Raw genomic sequence first — 23118 nt, 5'->3', positions numbered from 1 at the left:
CCCGCCCCCCCCGCCGCCCCCCGCGGCGGGCCCCCCCGGCGCCGGGCCACATCCGCCGTCGGGTGCGCAGGCGGTGCCCGGGATCCGGGTCTATCCGGCGACCGGCACCTACCCGGGCTCGTCCGTCGCGGGCCGTGGCGCCGGCCAGGCCACGGGCGTCGGCGGTACCGGCACGGCCGACGGTGCCGGCATCGGCCGGACGGGCTTCGATGGGACGGGCTTCGACGGGACCGGACTGAGCGGGGCGGGCCTGCGTGCCGCGATGTCCGCCAGCGCGGGTGCCGGCACCGCAGCGGGTCCGGGCGGGGGGGGCGCGGCGGGTCCAGGCAGGGCGGCTGCGACCCGGCCGGGCGGCGGCACGCGCAGGCACCGGTCGCGGGCTCACGCGCCGTCGTCGTCAGGGCCGGCGACAGTGCGACGCGGGCCGATCCTGGGGCTGGTCGGCATCGTCGGCGGTGGGCTGGTGTTCGCCCCCTGGCTGCCGAACTTCTTCAACCAGCTCGCGCACACCGGCACCCCCTGGGGGGAGCCGGCGAGCTACGCCGCGATCTCCCACGCCTACGGCCAGTGGGCCGGCGGGCCGACCACCCTCGGTCGGCTGCTGCTGTTCCTCGTGACCGGTCTTGCCGCCGCGGGCCTTGCCGGGCAGGCGACCGGCGGCCGGTTCCTGCTCATCGACCTGCGGGGACGCGAACCAGGACGGACGCTGTTCTTCCTCGCCACCGGGACGCTGTTCGTCGCCGTCACCGCCGGCAAGCTCGTCGGCAACGCCTGGGCCGACCGCTACACCGCCACCGCGTTCGTCCCGTTCGTGCTGGTTCTGGGCCTGGGCGCCACGATCATCGGAGACCGGCGGATCTTCCAGGGCGTCATCGCCGTCGCCGCGCTCATCGGCCTGATCGCCGGCACCAGCGACGTCCACCGGGAACGCACCCAGGCCAGCGAGGCCGCGCAGATCCTGCAACGCCTCGCCCGCCCCGGCGACGTGATGCTCATCTGCCCCGACCAGATCGGTCCGGGCCTCGCCCGCACCGTCCCGCCGTGGCTCAAGGTGTACGTCGTCCCGACCTACGCCCCGCCGGACCGGGTCAACTGGGTCGACTACGAGGACCGCAACGAGCACGCTGACGGGCGCGCGCTCGCGGGGCGCGCGCTGGCCGAGGCCGGCCCGCAGCACACCGTGTTCCTCGCCGGCTCCGGGGCCTACCGCACCTACGAGAACCTGTGTACCGAGGTGCAGACCACCCTGGCACAGGCCCGCCCGCACGCCGACCAGGTCATGAAGCAGGGCCTGCCCGCGAAGGTGTACGAGAACTACGCCCTGCTGCGCTTCCGGGCGTCCTGATGGCGCAGGCTCCCACCGCATGACCGCCGCGCGCGGCGCCTCCGCCGACCCGGTCCCTCCCGTCGACGGCTGGCAGCCCCCGCCACCCTCCGCCCCCGGGACCCATCCCGCTGACGCCGAGTCCGCCGCGGTCAGCGTCCGGTCGGCGATGGGCGGACGCCACGCCGGGACGCGCCACCCGCGCCACCCCGATCGGGCCCGCCGCCCACGTCGGCGGGCGGACCCGTGGCGCTGTCGCGAGGTGGTACTCGCCTGGCTGGCCGCCCGGGTCGTCGTCGGGGCGGCGCTGGCGATGACCCATTTCCTCGCCGACCAGGCCAGCGGTAAGCAGAACGTCACCCTGAAGACCACCGGCCTGCTCGGCTGGGACGCCGGCTGGTACCGCACCATCGCCGAGACCGGCTACAGCGGCGCCGGCGCGGACAGCCGCCGTTTCTTCCCCCTGCTCCCGACCCTGGTCCGGGCCCTCGCGCAGCTTCCAGGCGCGGGCGGGCACGCGGGCGACATCCTGCTGCTGATCGTCAACGGGTGCGCCCTGGGCCTGGCTCTCGCGCTGGTCCGCCTGGCCCGCGTCGAGGGCCTCGGCGAGGACACGACGTTTCGCCTGATCTGGTTCACCGCGCTCGCGCCGCCGGCGTTCGTGCTGGTCATGGGGTACGCCGAGGCGCTGGCCGGGTTGCTCGCGGTCGTGGTGTTCCTCGGTGCCCGCACCCGGCGTTTCGAGCTCGCCGCCGCCGCGGGCCTGCTCGGCGGCCTGTGCCGGCCGCTGGGCGTCCTGCTCGCCGTGCCGATCGCCATCGAGGCCGCCCGCGGCCTGCCCGTGCCGTTGGCGCGCCGCCTTGGCCCACCGCCCGGCGCCTTGCCCGCCGCCGCGGCTGGCTCCCCGCCGTCGGCGAGCCAGCGATCGGCCGCCACGCTGCCGGCCGCCACGCCCTCAGGCGCCACGCCATCGGACGCCACGCCCCTGGACGGCGGACCGTCGGACGGCGCAACGTCGGAGGCCACGCCATCGGACGGCCGACCGCACGGGGAGTCCCTGGGATGGCGGATGGCGGCGATCCTCGCGCCGCTGGCCGGCGCCGGGATCTACGTCGTCTGGTCGGCACACACCTACGGCGACGGGTTCGCGCCCTTCACCATCCAGCGCGACGCCGCCCGCCACGGCGCCGCCAGCAACCCGGTCTCGGTGCTGTGGCATGCCGCCCGCGGCGCCTTCCACGGCGAGCTCGGCACCGGCCTGCACGTCCCGTGGATCCTGCTGGCGATCACCGGCCTCGTCGTCATGTACCGCCGGCTGCCCGTCTCGTACGCGCTGTGGAGCACGCTGGTGCTCGCCGCCGTCCTCACCGGCAGCAACCTCGACTCCGCCGAGCGCTACCTCTACGGCGCCTTCCCGTTCCTGCTCGTCGCCGCCCTCGTCACCGCCCGCCGTGAGATCTTCACCGCCGCGCTGGTCGCCTGCACCGCCGCGATGACCCTCTACGCCACCCTCGCCTTCACCCTCGCCTACGTCCCCTGACACCGGGAACACGCCGCGATCACTTGCGACAGGTAGCGGGACGGTTAACGTGGTAGGACCGCGCGGTGGTCGGCTGCGTCGCCCATGACCGGTCGGCCCAGGCACGCCCATCCCGTCGCCCGCTCGTCCCGTCGCCCGCTCGTCGCACAAGGTCAGGTCGCATTGGCTGGAGTCGAGCTCGAATACCAGAAGCTGTACCTGCCGCCCGGCACGGACCGCCGGGCCGCGGTGCAGATCCTCACGATGCACGCCGAGTTCGGGGACTGGGAGCTGGAGCGGCTGCGGCTGTTCCCGGACGGTTCCCGCCGCGCCGTCCTGCGCCGTAGGCGCCGACCCGGCGGCCTGCCCGGCTACCTGCCCACCTGACCCGCCTCGCGCCACCCGGGTGGGGCGGCACCATCCTCAGCCGTCGATCTCATGGCGCACCTGGGCAGGAGTGCGGATCTCGACCGTGTCCGGCGGGACACCTCGGGACTGCAGGTGCCGGCCGGACAGCGCGATCGTCTCCAGATCATCGGCCCTGACGGGCGGGCCGCCCTGGCCGCTGCTGCCGCCGTTCGCGTGGGCGCCGTTCCCGTTCGCGTGGTCGCCGACGGTGGCGGTGGTGAGAGTCCAGACGTCCACGCGGAACCACATGCGATGCCGGTGCTGATCGCCGTCCGCCCTGACCTGCAGGAAACGGCGACGCAGCACCCGGCACGCGACCTCGGTCGCGTCGGGCGCGTCGTGTTCGAAGCCGCCGGAGGGCTCCGTCCAGTCGGCGCCCCAGCGGGTTCCGTCGCCGCTGACCTGCACCAGGTAGGCGTAGATGAGCGGCGGCCCGGCCCGCGCGGCCTCGGCCGGTCGGCCCAGGCCGAGGGCGGCTAGTGCGTCGTCGGTCACATCCCCATTTTGTCACACCGCGCCGAACAGCACCTTACGAAACGTGACCAGATGCGATGCGCCTGCCACGCAGGATGCCTCAAATAGTGCACATGGTTACCAAATGACATGCGCCGGGTCGTCGCGGTCTTCAGCAGGCGTGGAGGAAGCGGTCCAGGACGCGGACGCCGAAGCGCAGCGACTCCAGCGGGACCCGCTCGTCCACGCCGTGGAACATGCCGGAGAAATCGAGGTCCGCGGGCAGCAGCAGCGGCGAGAAGCCGAAGCAGCGGATACCCAGCCGGGAGAACGACTTCGCGTCGGTGCCGCCGGAGAGCATGTAGGGGACGGGACGGGCGATCGGGTCCTCGGCCCGCAGGGCACCGGCCATCGCGTCGACGAGCGGGCCGTCGAAGCCGGTCTCGACCGCGTCGTCGAACACGACCCATTCGCGGCGGATGTTCGGGCCGAGGATCTCGTCGAGCTGGCGCAGGAACTCGTCCTGCTGGCCGGGCAGGAAACGCCCGTCGACGTAGGCGGTGGCCTCCCCAGGGATGACGTTGACCTTCTCCCCCGCGGCGAGCTGGGTGGGGTTGACGGTGTTGCGCAGCGTCGCGCCGATCATCCGGGCGACCGGGCCGAGCTTGGCGACGGTCGCGTCCAGGTCGTTCAGGTCGAACTCGATGCCGAGCGCGTCGCCGAGCTCGCGCAGGAACACCCGCACCGTCGGCGTGAGCACGAGCGGGAACTCGTGGCGGCCGAGCCGGGCCACCGCCTCGCACAGCGCCGTGACCGCGTTGTCGTCACTGATCATCGAGCCGTGCCCGGCGCGGCCGGTGGCGGTGAGCTTCATCCACGCCAGGCCCTTCTCCGCCGTCTCGATGAGATAGAGCCGCAGGTCGTCGGAGACGGTGTAGGAGAAGCCGCCGACCTCCCCGATCGCCTCCGTGCAGTCGGCGAAGTGCTCCGGCTGGTTGCGTACCAGCCAGTTGGCACCGAGCACTCCGCCGGCCTCCTCGTCGGCGAGGAACGCCACCACCAGGTCCCGGGACGGCTTACGCCCGCTGCGCGCCAGGTCGCGGACGGTGGCCAGCGTCATCGCGACCATGTCCTTCATGTCGACGGCGCCGCGCCCCCACAGGCAGCCATCCAACTCCTCGCCGGAGAACGGCCCGGCCCGCCACTGGCTGGCATCGGCCGGCACGACGTCCAGATGCGAGTGGACGAGCAGCGGCGGCCGGGACGGGTCGGCCCCCTCGACCCGCGCGATGACACTGGTCCGTCCTGGTTCGGACTCGACGATGGTCGGCTCTATCCCCACCTCGGCGAGCTTGGCCGCCACATACTCGGCGGCCGGCCGCTCCCGCCCGTCCCCGTTGCCCCAGTTCACCGACTCGAAGCGCAGCAGCTCCGCGCAGAGCTCCACCACCTCGGCCTCGGCGTTCGGCGCCGTCACCGGCAGGGACAGTCCCCCGGGGCCAGGGATCGCGGACGATGGGGTGGGTGTGGACGACTCGCTCGACATGGCTCCAGTCTGCCCCGCACGCACCCGCATGGCCGACGACGCCACGATCCCGGCAACATCTCGCGAACCCACCAGCAACATTTCCCGCCCCGTCCCGCCGCAGCGAGGAGAACCACCCCCGGCCGACGACCCCGGATCCCGACCGTCACGACACCGTGGTCGTCGCACCGTGCGACAGCCCGCCGGGCATGATCCGCCCAAGCAGGTCGTCGTGGGGGGTAAATAGGACACGAACGCGCCCGAAGCGACCTGTTTGGATCTTGATCCGGGCTGACTCCAGGAATTTCGTTGCGGAACGTGACGCTGGCCGGGTGGTCGCGGCGCGCCGACCGTCCGCCGGACACCGTTTCGGTTCAGCGGGCGGAGCGGGCGTGTCGGGATCGGCGCCGGTGGTGGATGGCGGCTGCCGCTCGGGCCGCGGAGGGGCGCAGCCCGGCGAGGACGCCTGCCTCCGGCCCCGCCACCCCCGGCCGCCGCGGACCGCTGCCGGGGCCGCGGGCTCCGCCGACGCCGCCAGGGCGGCCGGTGCCGGAGGCGGCAGCAGAACCCCCATCGTTTGCGCCGGTGTGGCCATGATCGGCGCCGCCGCCCCTTCCAACGCCACCCGGACGGCCACGGCGACGGCCACGGGTGGCGAGTTCGCGGTCAGCACGTTGCTCCGCCAGGGTAGGCGTGCCGGGGCCCTCAAGCAGGCCGTCAGGAACGTGGCGTTCGGGCCGGCCGCCGATCGGGACGGGTGGGCGCAGACTGGTCCAGACGCGATAGAGGCGCCGGTAACCGTGGGCCATCCGGAAGTGCCAGTCGAGGTCGCCGGGGCCGGTGAAGACCGCGGCACAGCCTAGGTCGGCGCGCGGGCACTGGTAGCTGGTCACGTCGGTCTCCCCTCCGCCCCGGATGGGCCGTCACCCTCCGACAGGCATCGCCCCCGTTGGCATACCCGCAGGTCATAGGGGCATCCGCTGGCACCTGGGTGACCCAGACCGGCAAGCCCGCCGGACGTCCGTCGATCTTCCGATCATCGGTCTCGTGGGTGCCGATCTCGCCGTGGTGGCGCGGCCGGCCCGGTCCAGGCGGGGCTCGACCTCATCCAGCCGGTGGTGTGCCGCCCGCCGGGCCTGCGGGCAGGGTGCCAGGCGGGCGGAAGCGGTCTATCTCACCGCCGAGGACCGATCACTACCATCTGGAGGCCAGGACCGTCAGGATGTACGGAATCCGTCCGTGCGGCCGGGCCGGCCTCCGCGGCCCCTGGGTCGTGCGTGACCCGAAGTCCGCGGTCCCACGACCGCGACCCGAAGGGTGGGCAGCCCGAGATGTCAGCGCTTTCCGCATCCTCCTCGCCGATCGGCACCCCGCGCAGCGGTTTCACGACACTGGGCACGACCGGCGCGGCGGGAACACCGGCCGGCGCCGGCACATCGCAGCCACAGCCGGAGGTGCTGGTGCGCCGGGAAGGGGTCCGCGGGCAGGTCGGCCGGCTCAGCCTGAACCGGCCGAAGGCCATCAACGCCCTGACCACCGCCATGGTGGGTCTGCTCGACGAGGCGCTGGCGGACTGGGCGAACGATCCGGGCGTCACCGTCGTCCTGCTGGACGGCGCCGGGGAACGCGGCCTGTGCGCCGGCGGCGACATGCGAGCGGTACGCGCCGCCGTGCTCGCCGGCAGCCCCGAGGACGCGCTCGCGTTCTGGTCGGCGGAATATCGGCTCAACGCCCGCATCCGCCGGTTCCCCAAGCCATACATCGCGATCATGGACGGGGTCGTCATGGGTGGCGGGCTCGGCCTGTCCGCCCACGGGGATGTGCGCATCGTCACCGAACGCTCCGTGCTCGCGATGCCGGAGGTCGGGATCGGGTTCGTGCCCGACGTGGGCGGCACCTGGCTGCTCTCGCACGCCCCCGGCGAGCTCGGCACCCATCTCGCCCTCACCGGCCGGCACATCGGCGCCGCCGACGCCCTCGCCGCCGGCCTCGCCGACCACTACCTGCCCGCGGCCGAGCTGCCCGCGCTGCTGGAGGTGCTGCGCACGGCGGCGGATCCGGCCGAGGCGATCGCCGCCTACGACTTCTCCGCCCACACCCCGCCGCCCGGCGAGCTCGCCGGGGCGCGCGAGTGGATCGACGACCTGTACCGCGGGGACGACATCACCCGCATCGTCAGCCGGCTCACCCACAGCGTGAAGCCGGCCGCCCGCCACGCCGGCGCCGAGGTCGCCACCAAGTCGCCGACCGCGATCGCGGCCACGCTGCGGGCACTGCGCGCCGCGGCGACGATGCAGTGTCTCGAGGACGCGCTCGACCAGGAGTTCCGGATGGCCAGCGCCGCGCTGTCCACCCCCGACCTGGTCGAGGGGGTGCGCGCCGCCCTCGTCGACAAGGACCGCTCCCCCCGCTGGTCGCCGTCCAGCCTGGCCGACGTCAGCACCGCCGAGATCGACCGCTTCTTCGCCCCCACCACCGCCGATCTCGGTCTCGGTCTCGCCGCAGCCCTCGGCGAGGTCCACGACCTGTAAGAATCCCCGCGGCGTCCCCTTTCCCTCCTACCAGCGCCCGCCCCCACCACCCGCGCCCTGTCTCGCCGCGCCAGCCGCCCACGCGAACCTGACCGGCGATTCCCGGCAGAGCCACAGTGGCCGCCGCTTCCGTGACCCTGCTGGCCAACGGGGGCCAGGCGCGCCGCCACCGTCCGCCCAGCCCAACCCGGGACCCAACCCAGCCAACCCCCAGCCCGGGACCCAACCCAGCCCGGGGCCCAGCCCAACCCGGCCCGGGACCCAGCCCAACCGGGCCCGCCCGAGTCACGTTCCGTGACGGGATTCCCAGAGCCAAACCGTCCCAAGATCCAAGCAGGTCCTCGTGGGGGTGTTCGTGTCCGATTTGCCCCCCACGACGACCTATGTAGCCGAATCTTGCTCTGCCGCCCACCGCGGACGGTGACGATCCAGGAGGCCGGAAGCTCTCCCGGGGTGCCAGGGTGTGGGCGTGGGCGGATGGTGGCATCGGAACATCGCGGAGCCGGGAAAGGAGCCGCTGCTGCTGTGCCTGGTGGCCTTTCTGGTGACGTTCCTGGTGGTGCGGACGATCGTGCGCCTGATCCGGGCGGGGCACGGCCCCTTTCGTAACGTGTCCGCCGGTGGGGTGCATGTGCACCATGTCGTGCCGGGCACGATCCTGCTGATCAGCGGTGGGCTGCTGGCGGTCGGGGCGCCGTCGCACGCGCCGTGGCGGGAGGCCGCCGGGGTGGTGGTCGGGATCGGCTCGGCGCTGGTCCTCGACGAGTTCGCCCTGATCCTGCATCTGGAGGACGTCTACTGGCAGCAGGCCGGGCGGGCGTCGGTCAACGCGGTGCTGCTCGTCGCCGGGATCATGGGCTGCGTCCTGCTGGGTTTCTCCCCGTTCGGCGTCAACGACATCCGGCACCAGGAATGGGCGGTGCGGATGGTCGTGGTGGCGGACATCGTCGCCGCGGCACTGCTGGTGGCCGTCTCGCTGCTGAAGGGCAAGTACGGCATGGCGCTGCTGGGCGTCTTCGTGATTCCGCTGGCCGCGGTCGGCAGTGTCCGCCTCGCCCGGCCGAACTCGCCCTGGGACCACTGGTTCTACGGCCGCCGCCCGGGCAAGGCCGTCCGGGCGGCTCGGCGGGAGGCCACGGCGCCGCCGCTGGTCGTGCGCATCCGCACCAGAGCCGAGAACCTCCTCGCCGGCGCGCCCAGCCCCGAGCGGAACCAGACGAGCACGCGCGACGAGCACGACGACTCGGCACCGCGCTGCTGACCGCCACGGTCGCGCTGTTCGCCGTCAGCGTCGCCGCGATCGTGCGGCGCTCCTCGATCGCGATCCCGCTGGTGGTCGCCCTCGTGGTCGGCCTCGTACTCGCGGTGCGGCGCGACACCTGGAGACCGCCCGCGCCGCCCGGCCGGGCGGCGTCAGTCGAGGCCGGACTCGCGGGCCCAGGCGAGCAGCTGCGGGACGAGCAGCGGCCAGCGGACGAACAGGCCCCTGGCGGCCTCGGCGGGTGAGCGCCGGTCGTTCCACTCGGTGTCCGGCCACGGCGGTTCGACCAGCCGCCCGTGCGGCAGGGCCTCGGCGACCCGCTCGGTGGTCTCCCGCCGGTGATGGCGGTCGCTGGCGCCGCTACGGAACACCAGGGTGGGAAGGTCGAGCGCGCGGGCGTCGGCGGCGGACAGGCCGGGCACGGGCTCGTCGTCGCGCGGGCAGTACACCGCGAGCCAGCGTTCCATCGTGGCGAGGAACTCGTCCCGGTCCTGGCGCAGGATCCGCTGCCGGTTGCCGGGGTTGCGTTCCAGCGACTCGGACCACTCGGGCAGCGCGGCCACCGCGGCCATCCCGCCCGTCCAGGCCGCCTCGAACGAGCCGCCGCAGTAGTGCACACCGATACTCATCAGGCCGTGCACCCCGCCGCTGATCCACCACAGGGCGAGCCCGGCGGCGACCTTGCGATGGCGGGCGGCGGTCAGTAGCGACACCCGGGACCCGCCAGAACCACCGATGATCACGGCGGGGGCCAGATCGAGCTCGGTGAGCAGGCCGGCGAGGGCGTCGGCCTGCATCGCCGACTCGGACTCGCCGGTGAAGCAGACGTCCGAGGCACCGGTGTTCGGCCGGTCCCAGATGACGACCTGGTTGCCGGCGGCGGCCAGCTCCTCGGCCAACGGGCGGATCCCGGGGACGTCCTTGCTGAACCGGCCGCCCGGAGTGATCACCCAGGGCCGGCCCGACGACCCGATGACCTCATACGCGATCGATAAACCGTTCACCGTCGCCACGGCCACAGCGCACCATCCTCACATCGACATCGGCATCGGGATCACGTCAGCCGGCCTGCGGGTCGCGGACCACCGGCAGGTCAGTTGGCAGTGGACAGAACAGCGGTCAGCGGTCAGCGGTTCACGGGGAAGCCCAGGTCGATCGCCTCGGACGTGGGGTCGGGCCACCGGGAGGTGACCACCTGGGGCCGGGTGTAGAAGCGGATGCCCTCCGGGCCGTAGATCGGCGAGTCGCCGAACAGGGAGGCCTTCCAGCCCCCGAACGAGTGCCAGGCGACGGGCACCGGAATCGGCACGTTGATCCCGACCATGCCCACCTGGACGTCCCGCTGGAACTGGCGCGCCGCGCCGCCGTCCCGGGTGAACAGGGCGACCCCGTTGCCGTACTGGTTGGCGTTGATGAGCGCGACGGCCTGTTCGTAGGTGTCGACCCGCACGACGGACAGCACCGGCCCGAAGATCTCGTCGTCGTACACGCGCATGCCCGGGCGGACCTGGTCGACCAGCGAGCAGCCGAGGAAGAAGCCGTCGGTGCCCGCGGTGGAGTCCGGCGCCCGGGAACCGTCGACCACCACGGTGGCGCCCTCGTCCGCGGCGCCGGTGACGTAGGAACTCACCTTGTCGCGGTGCTGGGCGGTGATCAGTGGGCCCATCATGGACGCCTCGTCGTCCCCCGGGCCGATGACCACGTCCGGGATCCTCGCGGCGATCGCCTCGACCAGCGGGTCCGCGACGGTCCCGACCGCGACGACGACGGAGATCGCCATGCACCGCTCACCCGCCGAGCCGTACCCGGCGTTGATCGCGGCGTTCGCGGCGGCGTCGAGGTCCGCGTCGGGCAGCACGACCATGTGGTTCTTCGCGCCGCCGAGGGCCTGCACCCGTTTGCCGGCGCGGGTGCCGGCCTCGTAGATGTGCCGGGCGACCGGCGTGCTGCCCACGAACGACACGGCGGCGATGTCCGGATGTTCCAGCAGGCCGGTCACGGCGGGGACGTCCCCCTGCAGGACGTTCACGACGCCGTCCGGGAAGCCGGCGCGCGCGACGAGCTCGGCCAGCAGCAGCGAGGCCGAGGGGTCCTTCTCCGAGGGTTTGAGGATGAACGTGTTGCCGCAGGCGATGGCGTTGGCCAGCATCCACAGCGGCACCATGACGGGAAAGTTGAAAGGGGTGATGCCCGCGACCACGCCGAGCGGGCGGGCCACCGTGTGCACGTCGATACCGCGGGAGACCTCGGCGCTGAACTCCCCGCGCAGCAGTGCCGGGATCCCGCAGGCGAACTCGACGCACTCCAGGCCCCGGGCCACCTCCCCGAGCGCGTCGGAGTGGACCTTGCCGTGCTCCCGGGTGATGATCCTGGCCAGATCCTCCTGGTGGGCGCTGACCAGCTCCCGCAGGCGGAACAGCAGCCCCGCCCGCCGGGACAACGACGTCCGGGACCAGTCGACGGCGGCGGCCGACGCGGCCCGCACGGCATCGGCGATCTCACCGTCGGTCGCCAGCGTCACCTCCGCGGTGCGCTGGCCGGTGGCCGGGTTGAAGACGGGGCCGAGGCGCCCGCCACCGGTGACCGGCTTGCCGTCGATCCAGTGTCCGATTGTCTGCATGTCGTCCTGTCGGGTCAGAGGTGAACCGGGACTGGTCCGCGTCTGCGTCCGAGTCTGCGGGCCGGCTTGTCAGTCTGGGCCAGAGCGCTGGCCTGGTCCAGAGTGAATGCACACTTATTAATCTGCGACAGACCTGGTGGAGCACGCAACCATTGCGCGCGCCCTGCGCCGAGAGTCATCGGTACCGAGAGTCATCGGTACCGAGGGTGTGATCCTCAGGGCGCTGCGGGGTGGGCGCGCGGACGATCGGGTGCGCCAGGTCCGGGTGGTAGACCACGAGTCGGCCCGCCCGTTCTCGCTTGGCCACGTACATCGCCACGTCCGCCTGGTGCAGCAGAAGATCGGGGCTGGCGGGCAGTGCGTTCTGGTCCACCGTGACCAGACCCAGGCTGGCGCGGGGAGTGTAGGGACGGCCGTCCAGCAGACATGGCCGGCGCACCGCGGCCGCTAGGCGTTCGCCGACCTGGCCGGGGCGCTCGGAGCCACCGCCGTCGAGCAGGACGGCGAACTCGTCGCCGCCCAGCCGGGCGACGGTGTCCACCGCACGGGTCTCCGCCTGCAGCCGCTCGGCACTGATCTTCAGGAGCTCATCGCCGACGGCATGCCCGAACGTGTCGTTCACCTGCTTGAACTCGTCGAGGTCCAGGAACAGGACGGACACGGGTGCGACCCGGCCAGAGCCGTCGGCGGCCCGGACGTCGCGCCGCAGCGCCCGCTGCAACCGCCGGGTGAACAGCGCCCGGTTCGCGAGACCCGTCAGCGGGTCGTGGAAGGCCAGGTAGTGCAGCTGCCGCTCACGCTCACGTACATCGGTCAGCAACTGGGCGTTCTCCCGCAACGTGACCATCTGCCGGACCAGCGCCACCGACAGCAGCCCCACCATGCCGTAGGCCTCGAACCGGTCGAGGGGCTCGCCGCGCAGCAGCTTCCCGACGACCAGCAGACCCGCCGCGCCGAGGAGCAGGTACGGCAGCGCCGCGTGGATCATCATTGTTCTCGGGTCGGGCGGCGCGGGGCTGTCATGCCAGGCGGACGCCCCGACCGGGACGAGCGCGGCCAGGAACATCAGCAGGAAGGTGGTGGCGAACCCGACCAGGTGCGACGGCGGCAGGCCGATATGCCCCAGGGCGATGTGGTAGACGAACACGTTGTTGACGACCCCGTAGCCCAGCAGGCCGGTGCCGAGGAAGACGAGAGTCAGCGGGGAGCGGGGCTGGCGGAAACTCGCGATCAGCGCGACCGCCACCGCCAGGACCAGGCCGGCGATCGAGTGCAGCAACGCGAACACCAGCCGGGCGGAGTCGGAAGTGCCCGACCTGGCCAGCGTGCCCAGCAGCGTCCCCCACTCCAGCAGAGTGATCGAGCCGACGATCAACACACAGTCCAGCACGACGATGGCGGGCCAGCGGAAGGCAGCGAGCTTCCCCGCACCGCCCTCCCGCCCGCGGACCGGCAGGGTGGGCAGCGACAGCAACCCGGCCAGGGCCGTGCCGTAGAGCAGAAAGAAGCCCAACGAGTGGCTGGACAGCGAGCTGGTGGCGGAGGCATCGGGTGGCAGCGTCAACGCGAAGATGACGCCGGCGATCATCGTGCCGCTGGTGGTGACCCCCAGCAGCAGCCGCCACCGGCGCTCCTCGGGTCGCACCCGCCCCGCGGTCCAGAAACAGGCGGTCGCGCAGAGTCCCGCGGCGGCGCTGGAGACGGCATCCGTGCCGAGCACGCCGGACCGGCCCGGTAACCACAGCAGCAGGCCGACGCCCACCCCGAGCAGCAGGACGGATCCGGCGATCGCGCACGGCAGCAGTCGCGGCGTCCAGCCCTCACCGGCCGCACGCCGCGGGGCCGCCGCGGCGTCGCCGACGCGGGGCAGTCGGTACATCGCGCATCCTCGACGAAGCATTCAGGCGTTCAGGTGGCCAAGCGCTCAGGTGGCCAGGTGGTCAGGTGCACAGGTGCACAGGTGCACAGGTGCACAGGCGGTCAGGCGGACCGGGACCGTGAGCGGATCCGCGTGGCATCGCCGGCCCGAGGCGACGCGGTTTCTGACCGCGCGGTCTGCCTGAAAGGATGCCCAGCCGGGCGTCGTTCGACGCAGGGCGGCCCGCCGACGATGCTCGGGGCGGCCCCGGCGGCAGCCCCAGCCCCCGAGGCGGCGGCCACGGAACCGATGCGAACGACGCGGTCGGGCCGCCGGCCGTGGTCACTGCCGGCGGGTACGCCGCAGCAGGTAGATGTCCATGATCCAGCCCTTGCGGCGCCGCGCGTCGGCGCGGGTGCGGGCGATGGTGCCGGCGACGTCGGCGAGGCGCCCGTGGATGAGCAGCTCGTCGTCGGTGCCGAGATAGGCGCCCCAGTAGATGTCGAGATCCGGGCCGCGCTCGGGGTCGGAGCCGGAGTCGGCGAGCGCGCGAAAGGCGGTGGTGCCGTCGAGCATGACGACGACATCGTCGACGTCCGGCGGGAAGCCGTGTTCGGCGAGGCGGCGGCCGGTGGTGATGGTCACCGGGGCGCCGATCCGGTTGAGGACCAGCCGGTGGCGGGCGGCGAGCGCCTGCACGCTGGTGATACCCGGGATCACCTCGTGCTCGAAGGCGACCCGGCCGCGCGCCGCGACCCGCTCGAGGATCCGCAGCGTGCTGTCATACAGCGACGGGTCGCCCCACACCAGGAACGCGCCGCAGCCCTCGTCGGCCAGCTCGCTTGCGATCATCCGTTCGTAGAGCTCGGCGCGCCGCGCGTGCCAGTCGTCGACGGCGGCCGGGTAATCCGCGGCGCCAGGCGTGCCGTCGTCCGCCGGGGCGCGGTCGCGGCGCGGGTCCGGCGCCTCGACGACCCGATAGGCGCCCGCGCCGAGGTGCCGGTCGAGGATCTCCCGGCGAAGTGCCACCAGGTCGGCGGCGGCCGGGCCCTTGTCCAGCACGAAGAACACATCCGCCCGCTCCAGGGCCCGCACCGCCTGCAGGGTCAGCTGGTCGGGATCGCCCGCGCCGATCCCGACGACCAGCAGGGTCCGCACGGCCCCGCCTAGCCCGCCGTCGACCCGGACGGGACAATCTTGCCGGGGTTGAGGTTGTGGCCGGGGTCGACGCCCTCGAACAGGGCCGAGACCAGCGACACCCCGGCCGGCGAGATGTCCTCGCCCAGCCAGGCGGCGTGCTCGGTACCGACGGCATGGTGGTGCGACAGGGTGCCGCCGAGGTCGAGGAAGCCCTGCTGGACCGCGGACTTCACGACGTCGTACCGCTCGAGCGCCTCGAGCGCCACCGGCGAGGTGAACGCGAAGGTGAAGTACAGGCAGGCACCGGAATGGTACGAGTGCGACAGGTGGCACATGATCCAGCCCTTGACGCCGATCTCGTCGAACGCCTTGTGGGCCCGGGCCACCACCCCGGTGTAGAGAGTGGCGAGCTGCGACCAGCTGGTCGACGTCTCCGAGACGTCCGCGAGAGCGCCCTGGCCGAGCAGGAAGTCGCGGATGTAGGGGGTGTCGAACTTCTTCTGGTCGTAGAGCTGGCCGGGGCTGGTGCCCACGCACACCCCGCCATGACGCTTGACGATCTCACCGACGACCTTGCGCTGGATGCGCACATGCCCGGGGCTGCCCTCGAAGCCGATGAACGACAGGCACATCCGTTCCAGGTCGAAGTGCTTCACCCGGGCCAGATACTGCTTGAGGCCGTTGGACACCAGGCGCGACACCGGCGAGCCCTTCTTGCTCGTGGCCAGCGAGAAGCGGGTCTCGCCAGGGTCGGCGACGCGGGTGACGGTCGGCGCGGCCTCACTCTCGGCGATCTCCCGCATGGCGATGAGCGCCTCGTCCCAGGTCGGGAAGAAGTAGCCGAGGATCGTGCGCTCCTCGGGCACCCGGTGGACCTGCACGGTCGCCTCGGTGATGAGGCCGAGCCGCCCTTCGCTGCCGAGGATCATCTCGCGCACGCTGGGCCCGGTGGACTGGCTCGGCACCGCGCGGGTCACGAGCACCCCGGCGGGGGTGACGACCCGCACCGCCCGGGTGATCTCGGAGATGTCACCGTACTTGTCCGACTGCATGCCCGACGAGCGGGTTGCGATCCAGCCGCCCAGCGTCGAGTGGCTGAAGCTGTCCGGGAAGTGGCCGAGCGTCCAGCCCTGGGCGTTGAGCTGTTCCTCGAGGTTCGGCCCGAGCGCCCCAGCCTGGATTCGGGCCAGCCGGGCGTCGGTGTCGATGTCGAGGACCCGGTCCAGCCGGCCAAGGTCGACCGAGAGCACCGGGCGGGTCTCCCCGCGGGGGGCCTCGAGGCTGCCGGAGATGTTCGACCCGCCACCGAACGGGATGACCACGGCGTCCGCGACCAGCGCCGCGGCGAGCACGGCGCGCACCTCGTCCTCGCCGCCCGGGTAGACGACGGCGTCGGGCAGCCGTCCCAGGTCACCCGCCCGGATGCGGACCAGGTCACGCAGGCTCTTGCCGTAGGCGTGCACGACCCGCTCGAGGGCATCGGTGTGGACGTGCTCGGCGCCGACGGCGGCCACCAGCGCGTCGCGTAGCCCGTCCGGCAGCACCGGGCCGTCGACCCTCAGGTCACCGAAGGCCGGTGCCTGCGTGGGCGGGCGGGTGATGTCCAGACCGATGTTCGCGCGGATGAACGGCGCGAGGGCCGGCTTGTCGGCGTGGGAGAACGAGACGCTTTCCCGGCCCCAGCCCCACCACTTCATGTGCTCGACCAACGGTGACTCCTTGACGTGACAGACGGGGTGGGAACGACGGGACGACAGGGACGGGACGACAGGGACGGGACGAGGCCGGACGGCTTGACCGCACGGACGGGGTGGGGCGGGGTGCAGGGACGGGGCGGGGTGCAGGGGTGGGGCCGGGTGCAGGGGTGGGGCCGGGTTGAGGGGTCGGGGTGGCGACGAACGGACCGGTGCGGCGGGGCCCCGGCTCAGGTGCCGGCGAGGCGGGCGACGACGGGGGCGAGATCGTCCAACGCGTCGAGGGCCACGCCGACGGTGCTGAGGCCGAACCGTTCCCGCCGTTCGACGAGATCGTCGCAGATCTCCTCGACCGAGCCGCACAGCGCGTGCGGGGTGACCAGCGCCTGCTCGGAGGTCAGGCCGAAACCGGCGGCAAGCTGGCCGGCGACCGTCTCCCGGTCGTCGGTGATCACCACCAGGTGGACGCGCACCTGCAGGGTCAGCTCGTCCCAGCGGGCGCCGGCGGCGTCCCGGATCCAGCCGACCTTCTCCTGCGTGGCCGCCACGGTGGCGTTCGGGCCGAGGGAGGCGTCGATGACCCCGCCGGCCATGTTCATGTTCAGACCCACGATGTCCGCCTCACGGGCGGCCAGGGTGAGCATCCGTCGGCCGCCGCCGCCGATGACGATCGGCGGATGGGGGCGCTGCACCGGCTTCGGCGTGCCGTTGAGCCCGTCCACCTGGTAGTACGTGCCGGAGTGGGTGAGCGGACCGTCGGCGAACATGCCCTTGAGAACGGCGAGTGCCTCGGCGAGCCGGGCGATGCGCACACCCGGCGGGTCGAGGGTGAGACCGGCGCGGCGGTAGTCCGACGTCATCCAGCCGGCGCCGAGACCGAGTTCGAGCCGTCCGCCCGACAGCGCGTCGAGGGTCGCCGCCTCCTTCGCCAGCACCACCGGATGCCGATAGTCATTGCTGAACAGCATTGACCCAATGCGTAGGGTGGTCGTGGCGTCGGCGGCGGCCATGAGGGAGGCGATCGGCGCCACCTGCTCGTCGAGGTGGTCGGAGACGGTCAGCGTCGCGTAGCCGAGGTCCTCCACCCGCCGGGCGAGCGCCGCCCACGAGCGGGCATCCACCTGCTCCGGCGACGAGCACTGGATGTTGAACCGGAACGGCCGCTTGTACGGCCCACCGGAGATCTCGCCCACCGCGGCCACTCCTGTCTGTCTCATCGATCCCGCCCGTCGAGCCCGCCCGCCGCCAGCCCCCCGAGCGGAGGGTCCGCAACCGGTACCGACGGCCCGTGGGCGGTAAGGATGTCATGCCTCCCAGGGTCGGGTCATCGGCTCGCGCGTCGCAGCGCCCACAACGGATCGTCGCCGGTGGACGCCCCCCGTTCGGCGCCAGGTGCCTGCGGCGAGGACGGCGGCTGTTCCCGCAACGCCCGCACCGCCGCCACCCGTGCCGGCCCGGTGAGCCGGTCCAGGTAGAGCACGCCGTCAAGATGATCGCACTCGTGCTGGAAGCATCGGGCGGCGAGCCCCTGGCCGTCGATCTCGACCGGCGCGCCGGTCGCGTCGACTCCGCGCACCGTCGCCCGCCATGCTCGTGGCGTCGGAAAATACAGCCTCGGGACGGACAGGCAGCCTTCCGCCATCTCCCGTGGTCCCGGCTGTACCTCGGCGCCCCCGTCGTCCCCGACACCGTCGGCGCGCTCGTCGCCGGCACCGTCGGCGCGCTGGCCGCCGTCGTCGCCATCGCCGGGGTCAGCGCCGGAGGCGAGGCCGGGCCCACTGTCCTGGTCGAGGACGAGCGTGGGGTTCACGACGACCCGCGGTAGGCGCGGGATGCCGGGGTCGTGGGGGTTGTAGTCGACGTCGTAGACGAAGACCCGAAGACCCACGCCGACCTGCGGCGCCGCCAGCCCCACGCCGGGAGCGGCGTACATGGTGTCGATCATGTCCTCGATCAGGCGGGCCAGCACCGCATCGAACTCCGTGACGGGCGCGGCCGGGGTGCGCAGCACCGGGTCGCCCACGACGCGGATCGGAAGCACTGCCATGACGGACACTCTGTCACAACAACACTGGGTTACGACACGAAAACGATCCGATGGCCACCGCCTCGGGCTCGCCCCAGCTGGCGTCCCCTCCGCGGGTGCGGGGGCCGCGACGGTTCCCCGTGCGTTCCGCTCCCCGTGCGTTCCGCGGCCGCACGGCACCCGTCAGGTACAGCGATCGCCGGACGGGTCCAGGCCGGGGCCGTAGGGGCCGCAGGGTCCGTAGGGTCCGTAGGGTCCGTAGGGTGATGGGAGTGGATGCGCGCAGCGAGGGTCGTGCCGCACTGCCGATGGATCCCGCGGCGGTCACGGTGGATCCCGCGGCGGCTGGGCGAGATCCCTCGGCCGTCACGGTGGATCCGGCGGCGGCCGGGGTGGCACGGCTGCGGGCACTGGGCGAGCGGGTCACTCCGGCACGCCGAGCGGTGTTGCGGGTGCTGGCGGAGACCACCGAGCATCTGTGCGTCGAGGATGTGCTGGCCCGCGCGGACGTGATCGTCCCCGGGCTGCACCGGACCACCGTCTACCGGGCGGTGGAGACCCTCGGGGATCTGGGCCTGGTCACCCACGTGCACCCCGCGCACGGGCCGGTCGTCTATCACCTGGCGGCGGGGCTCACCGGCGGCGGGCACCTGCACGTGCGCTGCCGGCGCTGCGGCGCGATCCAGGACGTCCCCGCCGACCTGCTCGACGGCGTCGCCGAGCGGCTTGCCCATACTGTCGGCTTCCGCCTGCAGCCCGACCATGCCGCGCTCACGGGAGTCTGCCGCGCCTGCCTCGACGGCAACGTCGATCCGCCCGCCGCGGACCCGCGGCGGCCCGGCGAACCGGCGTAGGCTGGGACGCTGTCACGCCTGCCCGCGCGGACGTCAGGAGTTCGGGTCCGATCCGGTCGATATCCCTGGATCGATGTCCCTGGGATCGATGTCCGCGGGTCCGGGTCCGGACAGTGTTCGGGCGCACAGCAGTACAGGCATACAGCAGTACGGGTTCGGTCAGTTCGGGTGCGGTTCGGCGCGGGTCGCCGAGCGAGGAGGCCGCGGGACATGCGGGCGCAGCAGAGCCCGGTGCGGAGGAACCGGTCGTGACGGGCCCGTCCGCCCCATGCCCGGTCTCCACGGACCCCGACGGGGCGAGGCCGCCGGCGCCCGAGGCCGGCCCGGTTGTCATGGGTCCGGTCGTCCTGGGTATCGAGACGTCGTGTGACGAGACCGGGGTCGGTCTTGTGCGCGAGGGCGTGCTGCTCGGCGAGGCCCTGTCGACCAGCATGGACGAGCACGCCCGCTACGGTGGGGTGGTGCCCGAGATCGCGGCGCGGGCCCATGTGCAGGCGATCGTGCCGTGCGTGCGGGCCGCGTTGACGTCCGCGGGACTGCGCGCGTCCGACATCGGGGCGGTGGCGGTCACCGCCGGGCCAGGGCTGGCGACCGCGCTGCACGTCGGGGTGTCCGCGGCGAAGGCCTACGCGACCGCGCTCGGCGTGCCGCTGTACGGGGTGCATCATCTGGCCGGGCATTTGGCCGCCGACGTCGTCGACGGCGCGCCGCTGCCGAATCCGTTGATCGCGCTGATCGTCTCCGGCGGCCACACGTCGCTGCTGCAGGTCGCCGACCTCGCCCGTGACCCGATCGTCCATCTCGGCGACACTCTCGACGACGCCGCCGGCGAGTGCTTCGACAAGGTCGCCCGGGTGCTGGGCCTGCCCTACCCGGGTGGTCCCGCGGTCGACCGGGGTGCGGTCGGGCACGATCCGACGGCGCTGGCCTTCCCCCGTCCGCTGACTGGGCGCAGCGACGCGCCGTACACGTTCTCCTTCTCCGGGCTGAAGACGGCGGTGGCCCGCTGGGCCGAGTCGCATCCGGACTCAGGAGTGCCGCCCGGTGACGTGATCGCCTCGTTCCAGGAGGCGGTCGTCGATGTGCTCACCGCCAAGGCGATCCGGGCCTGCCGCGACCAGGGCATCGACGATCTGCTGATCGTCGGCGGGGTCGCGGCGAACAGCCGGTTGCGTGAGCTCGCCGCGTCCCGCTGCGCCGAGGCCGGGATCCGCCTGCGGGTGCCCGCCCGGCGCCGCTGCACCGACAACGGTGTGATGATCGCCGCCCTCGGTGACCTGCTCGTCCGTGCCGGCGCGCCGCCGTCGCCGCCCGACCTCGCGGCCATGCCCGGTGCGTTCCTGGACCGCGCCCACCTCGGCGCGCAGGCCAGCCCCACCGCCCTTGCCACCTCCCTTGCCACCTCCGCCGCCTGAACCCCGCACCGCACTCGCCCGTATGCGTACCCGTACCATCCGCGCGTCCCTCCGCGTCGCGCGCCATCGGACCCTGACGAGCGTCACCGGCCCCTGCCGCGCGTCACCGCAGCCTCGGGAGAACGAGCAGGATGCATCTCGGTCACGATCACACTGACGCCCTCCCCGCCGGCGGCGGGACCGGCCGTGGCCACACTGACGCCCTCCCCGCCGGCGGCGGGACCGGCCGCGGCCACACTGACGCCCTCCCCGCCGGGGGGCCAGGCCCGGGTGCGGGCCCGCAGGACCGGGCGCCACGGATCGGCATCGGCGGGCCGGTCGGCAGCGGCAAGACGGCACTGGTCGCGGCCCTGTGCCGGGCCCTGTCGTCCACCCTGCGCCTCGGCGTGGTGACCAACGACATCTACACCACCGAGGACGCCGACTTCCTACGCCGTGCGGGGGTGCTCGACCCGGGGCGGATCCGCGCGGTCGAGACCGGCTGCTGCCCACACACCGCGATCCGCGATGACATCAGCGCCAACCTGGACACCGTCGAGGATCTCGAGGCCGAACTCGGCCCACTGGACCTGGTCCTCGTCGAGTCCGGCGGCGACAACCTGACCGCCACGTTCAGCTACGGACTGATCGACCGGCAGATCTTCGTCGTGGACGTCGCCGGCGGCGACAAGGTGCCGCGCAAGGGCGGCCCGGGGGTGACCAGCAGCGATCTGCTCGTCATCAACAAGACCGATCTCGCCCCGTTCGTCGGCGCCGACCTCTCGGTGATGGCCCGCGACGCCGCCGCTTCCCGCGGCACCCGCCCGGTGTTGTTCACCTCTCTTGCCACCGACCCGACGGCCACCGAGGTGACGGCCTGGGTCCGGGCTCAGATCGCCACGCTCGCCTCCCCCGCCGCCTAACGGCCGCGCGCGGCGAGAAGGGTCTGCGCGGGGGGCAGGCGTTCGTCGGCCGGCGGCCCGGCGGCGGCGCGCAGTGCGCGGTGCTCGCGCGCGACCAGCACGCCGGCGAGGACCGCGGTGACGCTCTGGCTGACGAGCAGGGCGAGGGCGGTGGGCATAGGCCGGCCGTCGGCGAGCGCCACCATCACGGTGGCGAGCGGGGTGCAGCCGGCCAGCAGCCAGACGATCTGCCGGTTGCCGGCGCCCAGCAGATAGTTCGCGAACAGCAGGGTGACGGACAGGCAGGTCGTCGCGAGCGCGAGCACCCCCAGGGCGTCGGCCGACCCGGTCAGGCCCGGCCCGAACAGCAACGACAGCAGCGGACGGCCCGCGACGGCACCCACCGCCGCCAGCAGCAGTCCCGGAGTGACGACGATGCCGATCGCCATCGCCAGGGCGGCGGATGCCGACCGGCCCTCGCGGCGTTGCCTGGCCGCCTCGGCCAGCAGGTAGTTCGCCACCGCGAGCCCGACGAACACCGGGATCTTGCATGCCGTGGAGATCGCCGCGTAGCTGCCCGCCCCGCTCGGGTTGCGCCAGCCCACGATGACGACATCCACGTACTGCAGCAGCGCCAGGGGAATCAGGGTTGCCAGCGCCACCGAGGTGTCCGCGACCAGCGCTGTGCGGGTGCGACGAGGTGCCGCGACGAGCTGGACCGGAGCGGAACCCACGCCGACCGGCGTGACCTCGCGGATTGGCGCGACCTCGCGGACGGTCAGGGCGGCGCCGGCAGGCGGGGCGGCGCCGGCGGGAGCTGGTGGCAGGGCGGGGGTGCGGGCGACCGCCGCCCTGGCTGCCGCGGTGGCAGTCACCGCGCCGACCAGCAGGCCCAGTCCCGCGCCGTCCACACCGAGCCCGGCACAGGCGGCGGCGATGATGCAGGACACCCGGAGCACCGTCTCGAACACCATGTTCCGGGCAAGCCCCGGGTAGTTGCCGCGGGCCTGCAACAGTCCCCGTTCGACGCACACGGCAAGCCAGAGTCCGGCGGCCACCCCGGCCTCGGCGATCGCGACCGGGTGCGGGTAGGACAGCAGCGTCGCGACCGGCCGGCACAGCGCCGCCGCGAGCAGCGCCGCGACCAGCGCCAGGTACCAGGACGCCCGGCGCAGCTGTTCGATCCAGGCGGTGCGCGCGGGTCCGGTGGCCTGGGTCGGGGCCAGATCGCGGTGCACGACGGCGGTGAGCACGGCCGTGCCCACCACGGCCAGCACCAGATAGATGTTCGTCTGCATGACCACGGCGCCGTACCCGTGCTCGTCGAGCACCCGGGCGAGTACCAGGTTCATCACGAGGTTCAGGCCGTTGGCGACGCTGCCGGCCACGGCGAGCAGCATCGGCCCGCGCAGCAGCTCGACGACGAGGTTCCGGCCCCTCATCGCGCCGACGTCCCGCCGCCTGCCAGGTCCAAGTCGCTGCCCGCCGGGCCCGGGCCGGGCCGAAACCGCCCGGACCGGTTGCGCTCAGGCCTGTTCCGGCTCCGCCCAATCACAAAGGCCACTATGGCATCTCACAGCCAGACGTGCGCGGATCATGTGGCCCTCTC

The 23118-nt window shown here is 73.0% G+C and carries 18 protein-coding genes and 1 pseudogene; 8 read left to right on the top strand and 11 right to left on the bottom strand.

The features are described from left to right. The 3 genes and pseudogenes from MXD95_RS10720 to MXD95_RS10710 all read left to right on the top strand — a co-directional run. Window positions 1–1345 (top strand): annotated as a pseudogene (locus tag MXD95_RS10720) (hypothetical protein); the annotation flags it as partial. Between the two features lie 19 nt (window positions 1346–1364). Next, a complete protein-coding gene (locus MXD95_RS10715; RefSeq protein ID WP_250640421.1) occupies window positions 1365–2864 on the top strand; it encodes a putative hexosyltransferase in 1500 nt (499 codons plus the stop codon). A gap of 162 nt (window positions 2865–3026) precedes the next feature. Then, the gene (locus MXD95_RS10710; RefSeq protein ID WP_101829696.1) at window positions 3027–3230 is read left to right on the top strand and encodes a DUF5703 family protein; all 204 of its coding nucleotides are present in this window, start codon (window positions 3027–3029) and stop codon (window positions 3228–3230) included. Window positions 3231–3266: 36 nt separating this feature from the next. Here the strand turns inward: MXD95_RS10710 and MXD95_RS10705 are convergent, their stop codons facing one another. The 3 genes from MXD95_RS10705 to MXD95_RS10695 all read right to left on the bottom strand — a co-directional run bounded on the left by MXD95_RS10705 (window position 3267) and on the right by MXD95_RS10695 (window position 6122). Continuing rightward, the gene (locus MXD95_RS10705) at window positions 3267–3746 is read right to left on the bottom strand and encodes a hypothetical protein (protein ID WP_250640420.1); all 480 of its coding nucleotides are present in this window, start codon (window positions 3744–3746) and stop codon (window positions 3267–3269) included. Between the two features lie 130 nt (window positions 3747–3876). After that, window positions 3877–5250 carry a M20/M25/M40 family metallo-hydrolase gene (locus MXD95_RS10700; RefSeq protein ID WP_250640419.1) on the bottom strand — a complete coding sequence of 458 codons (1374 nt, stop codon included), beginning with the start codon at window positions 5248–5250 and terminating at the stop codon, window positions 3877–3879. A gap of 353 nt (window positions 5251–5603) precedes the next feature. Next, complete coding sequence (locus MXD95_RS10695; protein WP_250640418.1) at window positions 5604–6122, bottom strand: hypothetical protein; 519 nt, start codon at window positions 6120–6122, stop codon at window positions 5604–5606. A 438-nt stretch (window positions 6123–6560) separates the two neighbouring features. Between MXD95_RS10695 and MXD95_RS10690 the strand changes: the two genes are divergently transcribed. Together MXD95_RS10690 and MXD95_RS10685 are read left to right on the top strand one after the other, a co-directional pair. Continuing rightward, window positions 6561–7760, top strand: coding sequence for a 3-hydroxyisobutyryl-CoA hydrolase (locus MXD95_RS10690; RefSeq protein WP_250640417.1), 1200 nt, complete (start codon window positions 6561–6563; stop codon window positions 7758–7760). A 469-nt stretch (window positions 7761–8229) separates the two neighbouring features. Then, entirely contained in the window at window positions 8230–9021 is a 792-nt protein-coding gene (locus tag MXD95_RS10685; protein ID WP_250640416.1) for a hypothetical protein, read from the top strand. 152 nt (window positions 9022–9173) lie between these two features. Here the strand turns inward: MXD95_RS10685 and MXD95_RS10680 are convergent, their stop codons facing one another. The 7 genes from MXD95_RS10680 to MXD95_RS10650 form a co-directional block, all read right to left on the bottom strand. Next, entirely contained in the window at window positions 9174–10040 is an 867-nt protein-coding gene (locus tag MXD95_RS10680; RefSeq protein WP_250640415.1) for an alpha/beta fold hydrolase, read from the bottom strand. Window positions 10041–10147: 107 nt separating this feature from the next. Continuing rightward, a complete protein-coding gene (locus MXD95_RS10675) occupies window positions 10148–11641 on the bottom strand; it encodes a CoA-acylating methylmalonate-semialdehyde dehydrogenase (RefSeq protein ID WP_250640414.1) in 1494 nt (497 codons plus the stop codon). A gap of 175 nt (window positions 11642–11816) precedes the next feature. Beyond that, complete coding sequence (locus MXD95_RS10670; RefSeq protein ID WP_250640413.1) at window positions 11817–13520, bottom strand: GGDEF domain-containing protein; 1704 nt, start codon at window positions 13518–13520, stop codon at window positions 11817–11819. Window positions 13521–13841: 321 nt separating this feature from the next. Next, the gene (gene cobF, locus MXD95_RS10665) at window positions 13842–14657 is read right to left on the bottom strand and encodes a precorrin-6A synthase (deacetylating) (protein ID WP_250640412.1); all 816 of its coding nucleotides are present in this window, start codon (window positions 14655–14657) and stop codon (window positions 13842–13844) included. 8 nt (window positions 14658–14665) lie between these two features. Continuing rightward, complete coding sequence (locus tag MXD95_RS10660; protein ID WP_250640411.1) at window positions 14666–16348, bottom strand: FAD-binding oxidoreductase; 1683 nt, start codon at window positions 16346–16348, stop codon at window positions 14666–14668. A 215-nt stretch (window positions 16349–16563) separates the two neighbouring features. Then, window positions 16564–17550 (bottom strand): LLM class F420-dependent oxidoreductase, encoded by a 987-nt coding sequence (locus MXD95_RS10655; RefSeq protein ID WP_250640410.1) that lies wholly within the window; start codon window positions 17548–17550, stop codon window positions 16564–16566. Window positions 17551–17657: 107 nt separating this feature from the next. After that, a complete protein-coding gene (locus MXD95_RS10650; RefSeq protein ID WP_250640409.1) occupies window positions 17658–18380 on the bottom strand; it encodes a peptide deformylase in 723 nt (240 codons plus the stop codon). 251 nt (window positions 18381–18631) lie between these two features. On the opposite strand from MXD95_RS10650, the gene MXD95_RS10645 reads away from it, so the two are divergent. The 3 genes from MXD95_RS10645 to ureG all read left to right on the top strand — a co-directional run bounded on the left by MXD95_RS10645 (window position 18632) and on the right by ureG (window position 21530). After that, a complete protein-coding gene (locus MXD95_RS10645) occupies window positions 18632–19213 on the top strand; it encodes a Fur family transcriptional regulator (protein ID WP_250640408.1) in 582 nt (193 codons plus the stop codon). Between the two features lie 332 nt (window positions 19214–19545). Continuing rightward, window positions 19546–20628, top strand: coding sequence for a tRNA (adenosine(37)-N6)-threonylcarbamoyltransferase complex transferase subunit TsaD (gene tsaD, locus MXD95_RS10640; RefSeq protein ID WP_250640424.1), 1083 nt, complete (start codon window positions 19546–19548; stop codon window positions 20626–20628). Between the two features lie 131 nt (window positions 20629–20759). Then, window positions 20760–21530, top strand: coding sequence for an urease accessory protein UreG (gene ureG, locus MXD95_RS10635; protein ID WP_250640407.1), 771 nt, complete (start codon window positions 20760–20762; stop codon window positions 21528–21530). On the opposite strand, the gene MXD95_RS10630 is transcribed toward ureG, so the two are convergent. Further along, window positions 21527–22951, bottom strand: a complete 1425-nt coding sequence (locus MXD95_RS10630; protein ID WP_250640406.1) for a lipopolysaccharide biosynthesis protein — start codon at window positions 22949–22951, stop codon at window positions 21527–21529. The two genes, ureG and MXD95_RS10630, sit on opposite strands and share 4 nt — an antisense overlap. Window positions 22952–23118: the final 167 nt, after the last annotated feature.

This window comes from Frankia sp. AiPa1 (assembly GCF_023243075.1).
Lineage (GTDB): Bacteria > Actinomycetota > Actinomycetes > Frankiales > Frankiaceae > Frankia.
Note: the sequence above shows the minus strand (reverse complement) of the source record. Positions and strands in the feature narration are given on the sequence as shown.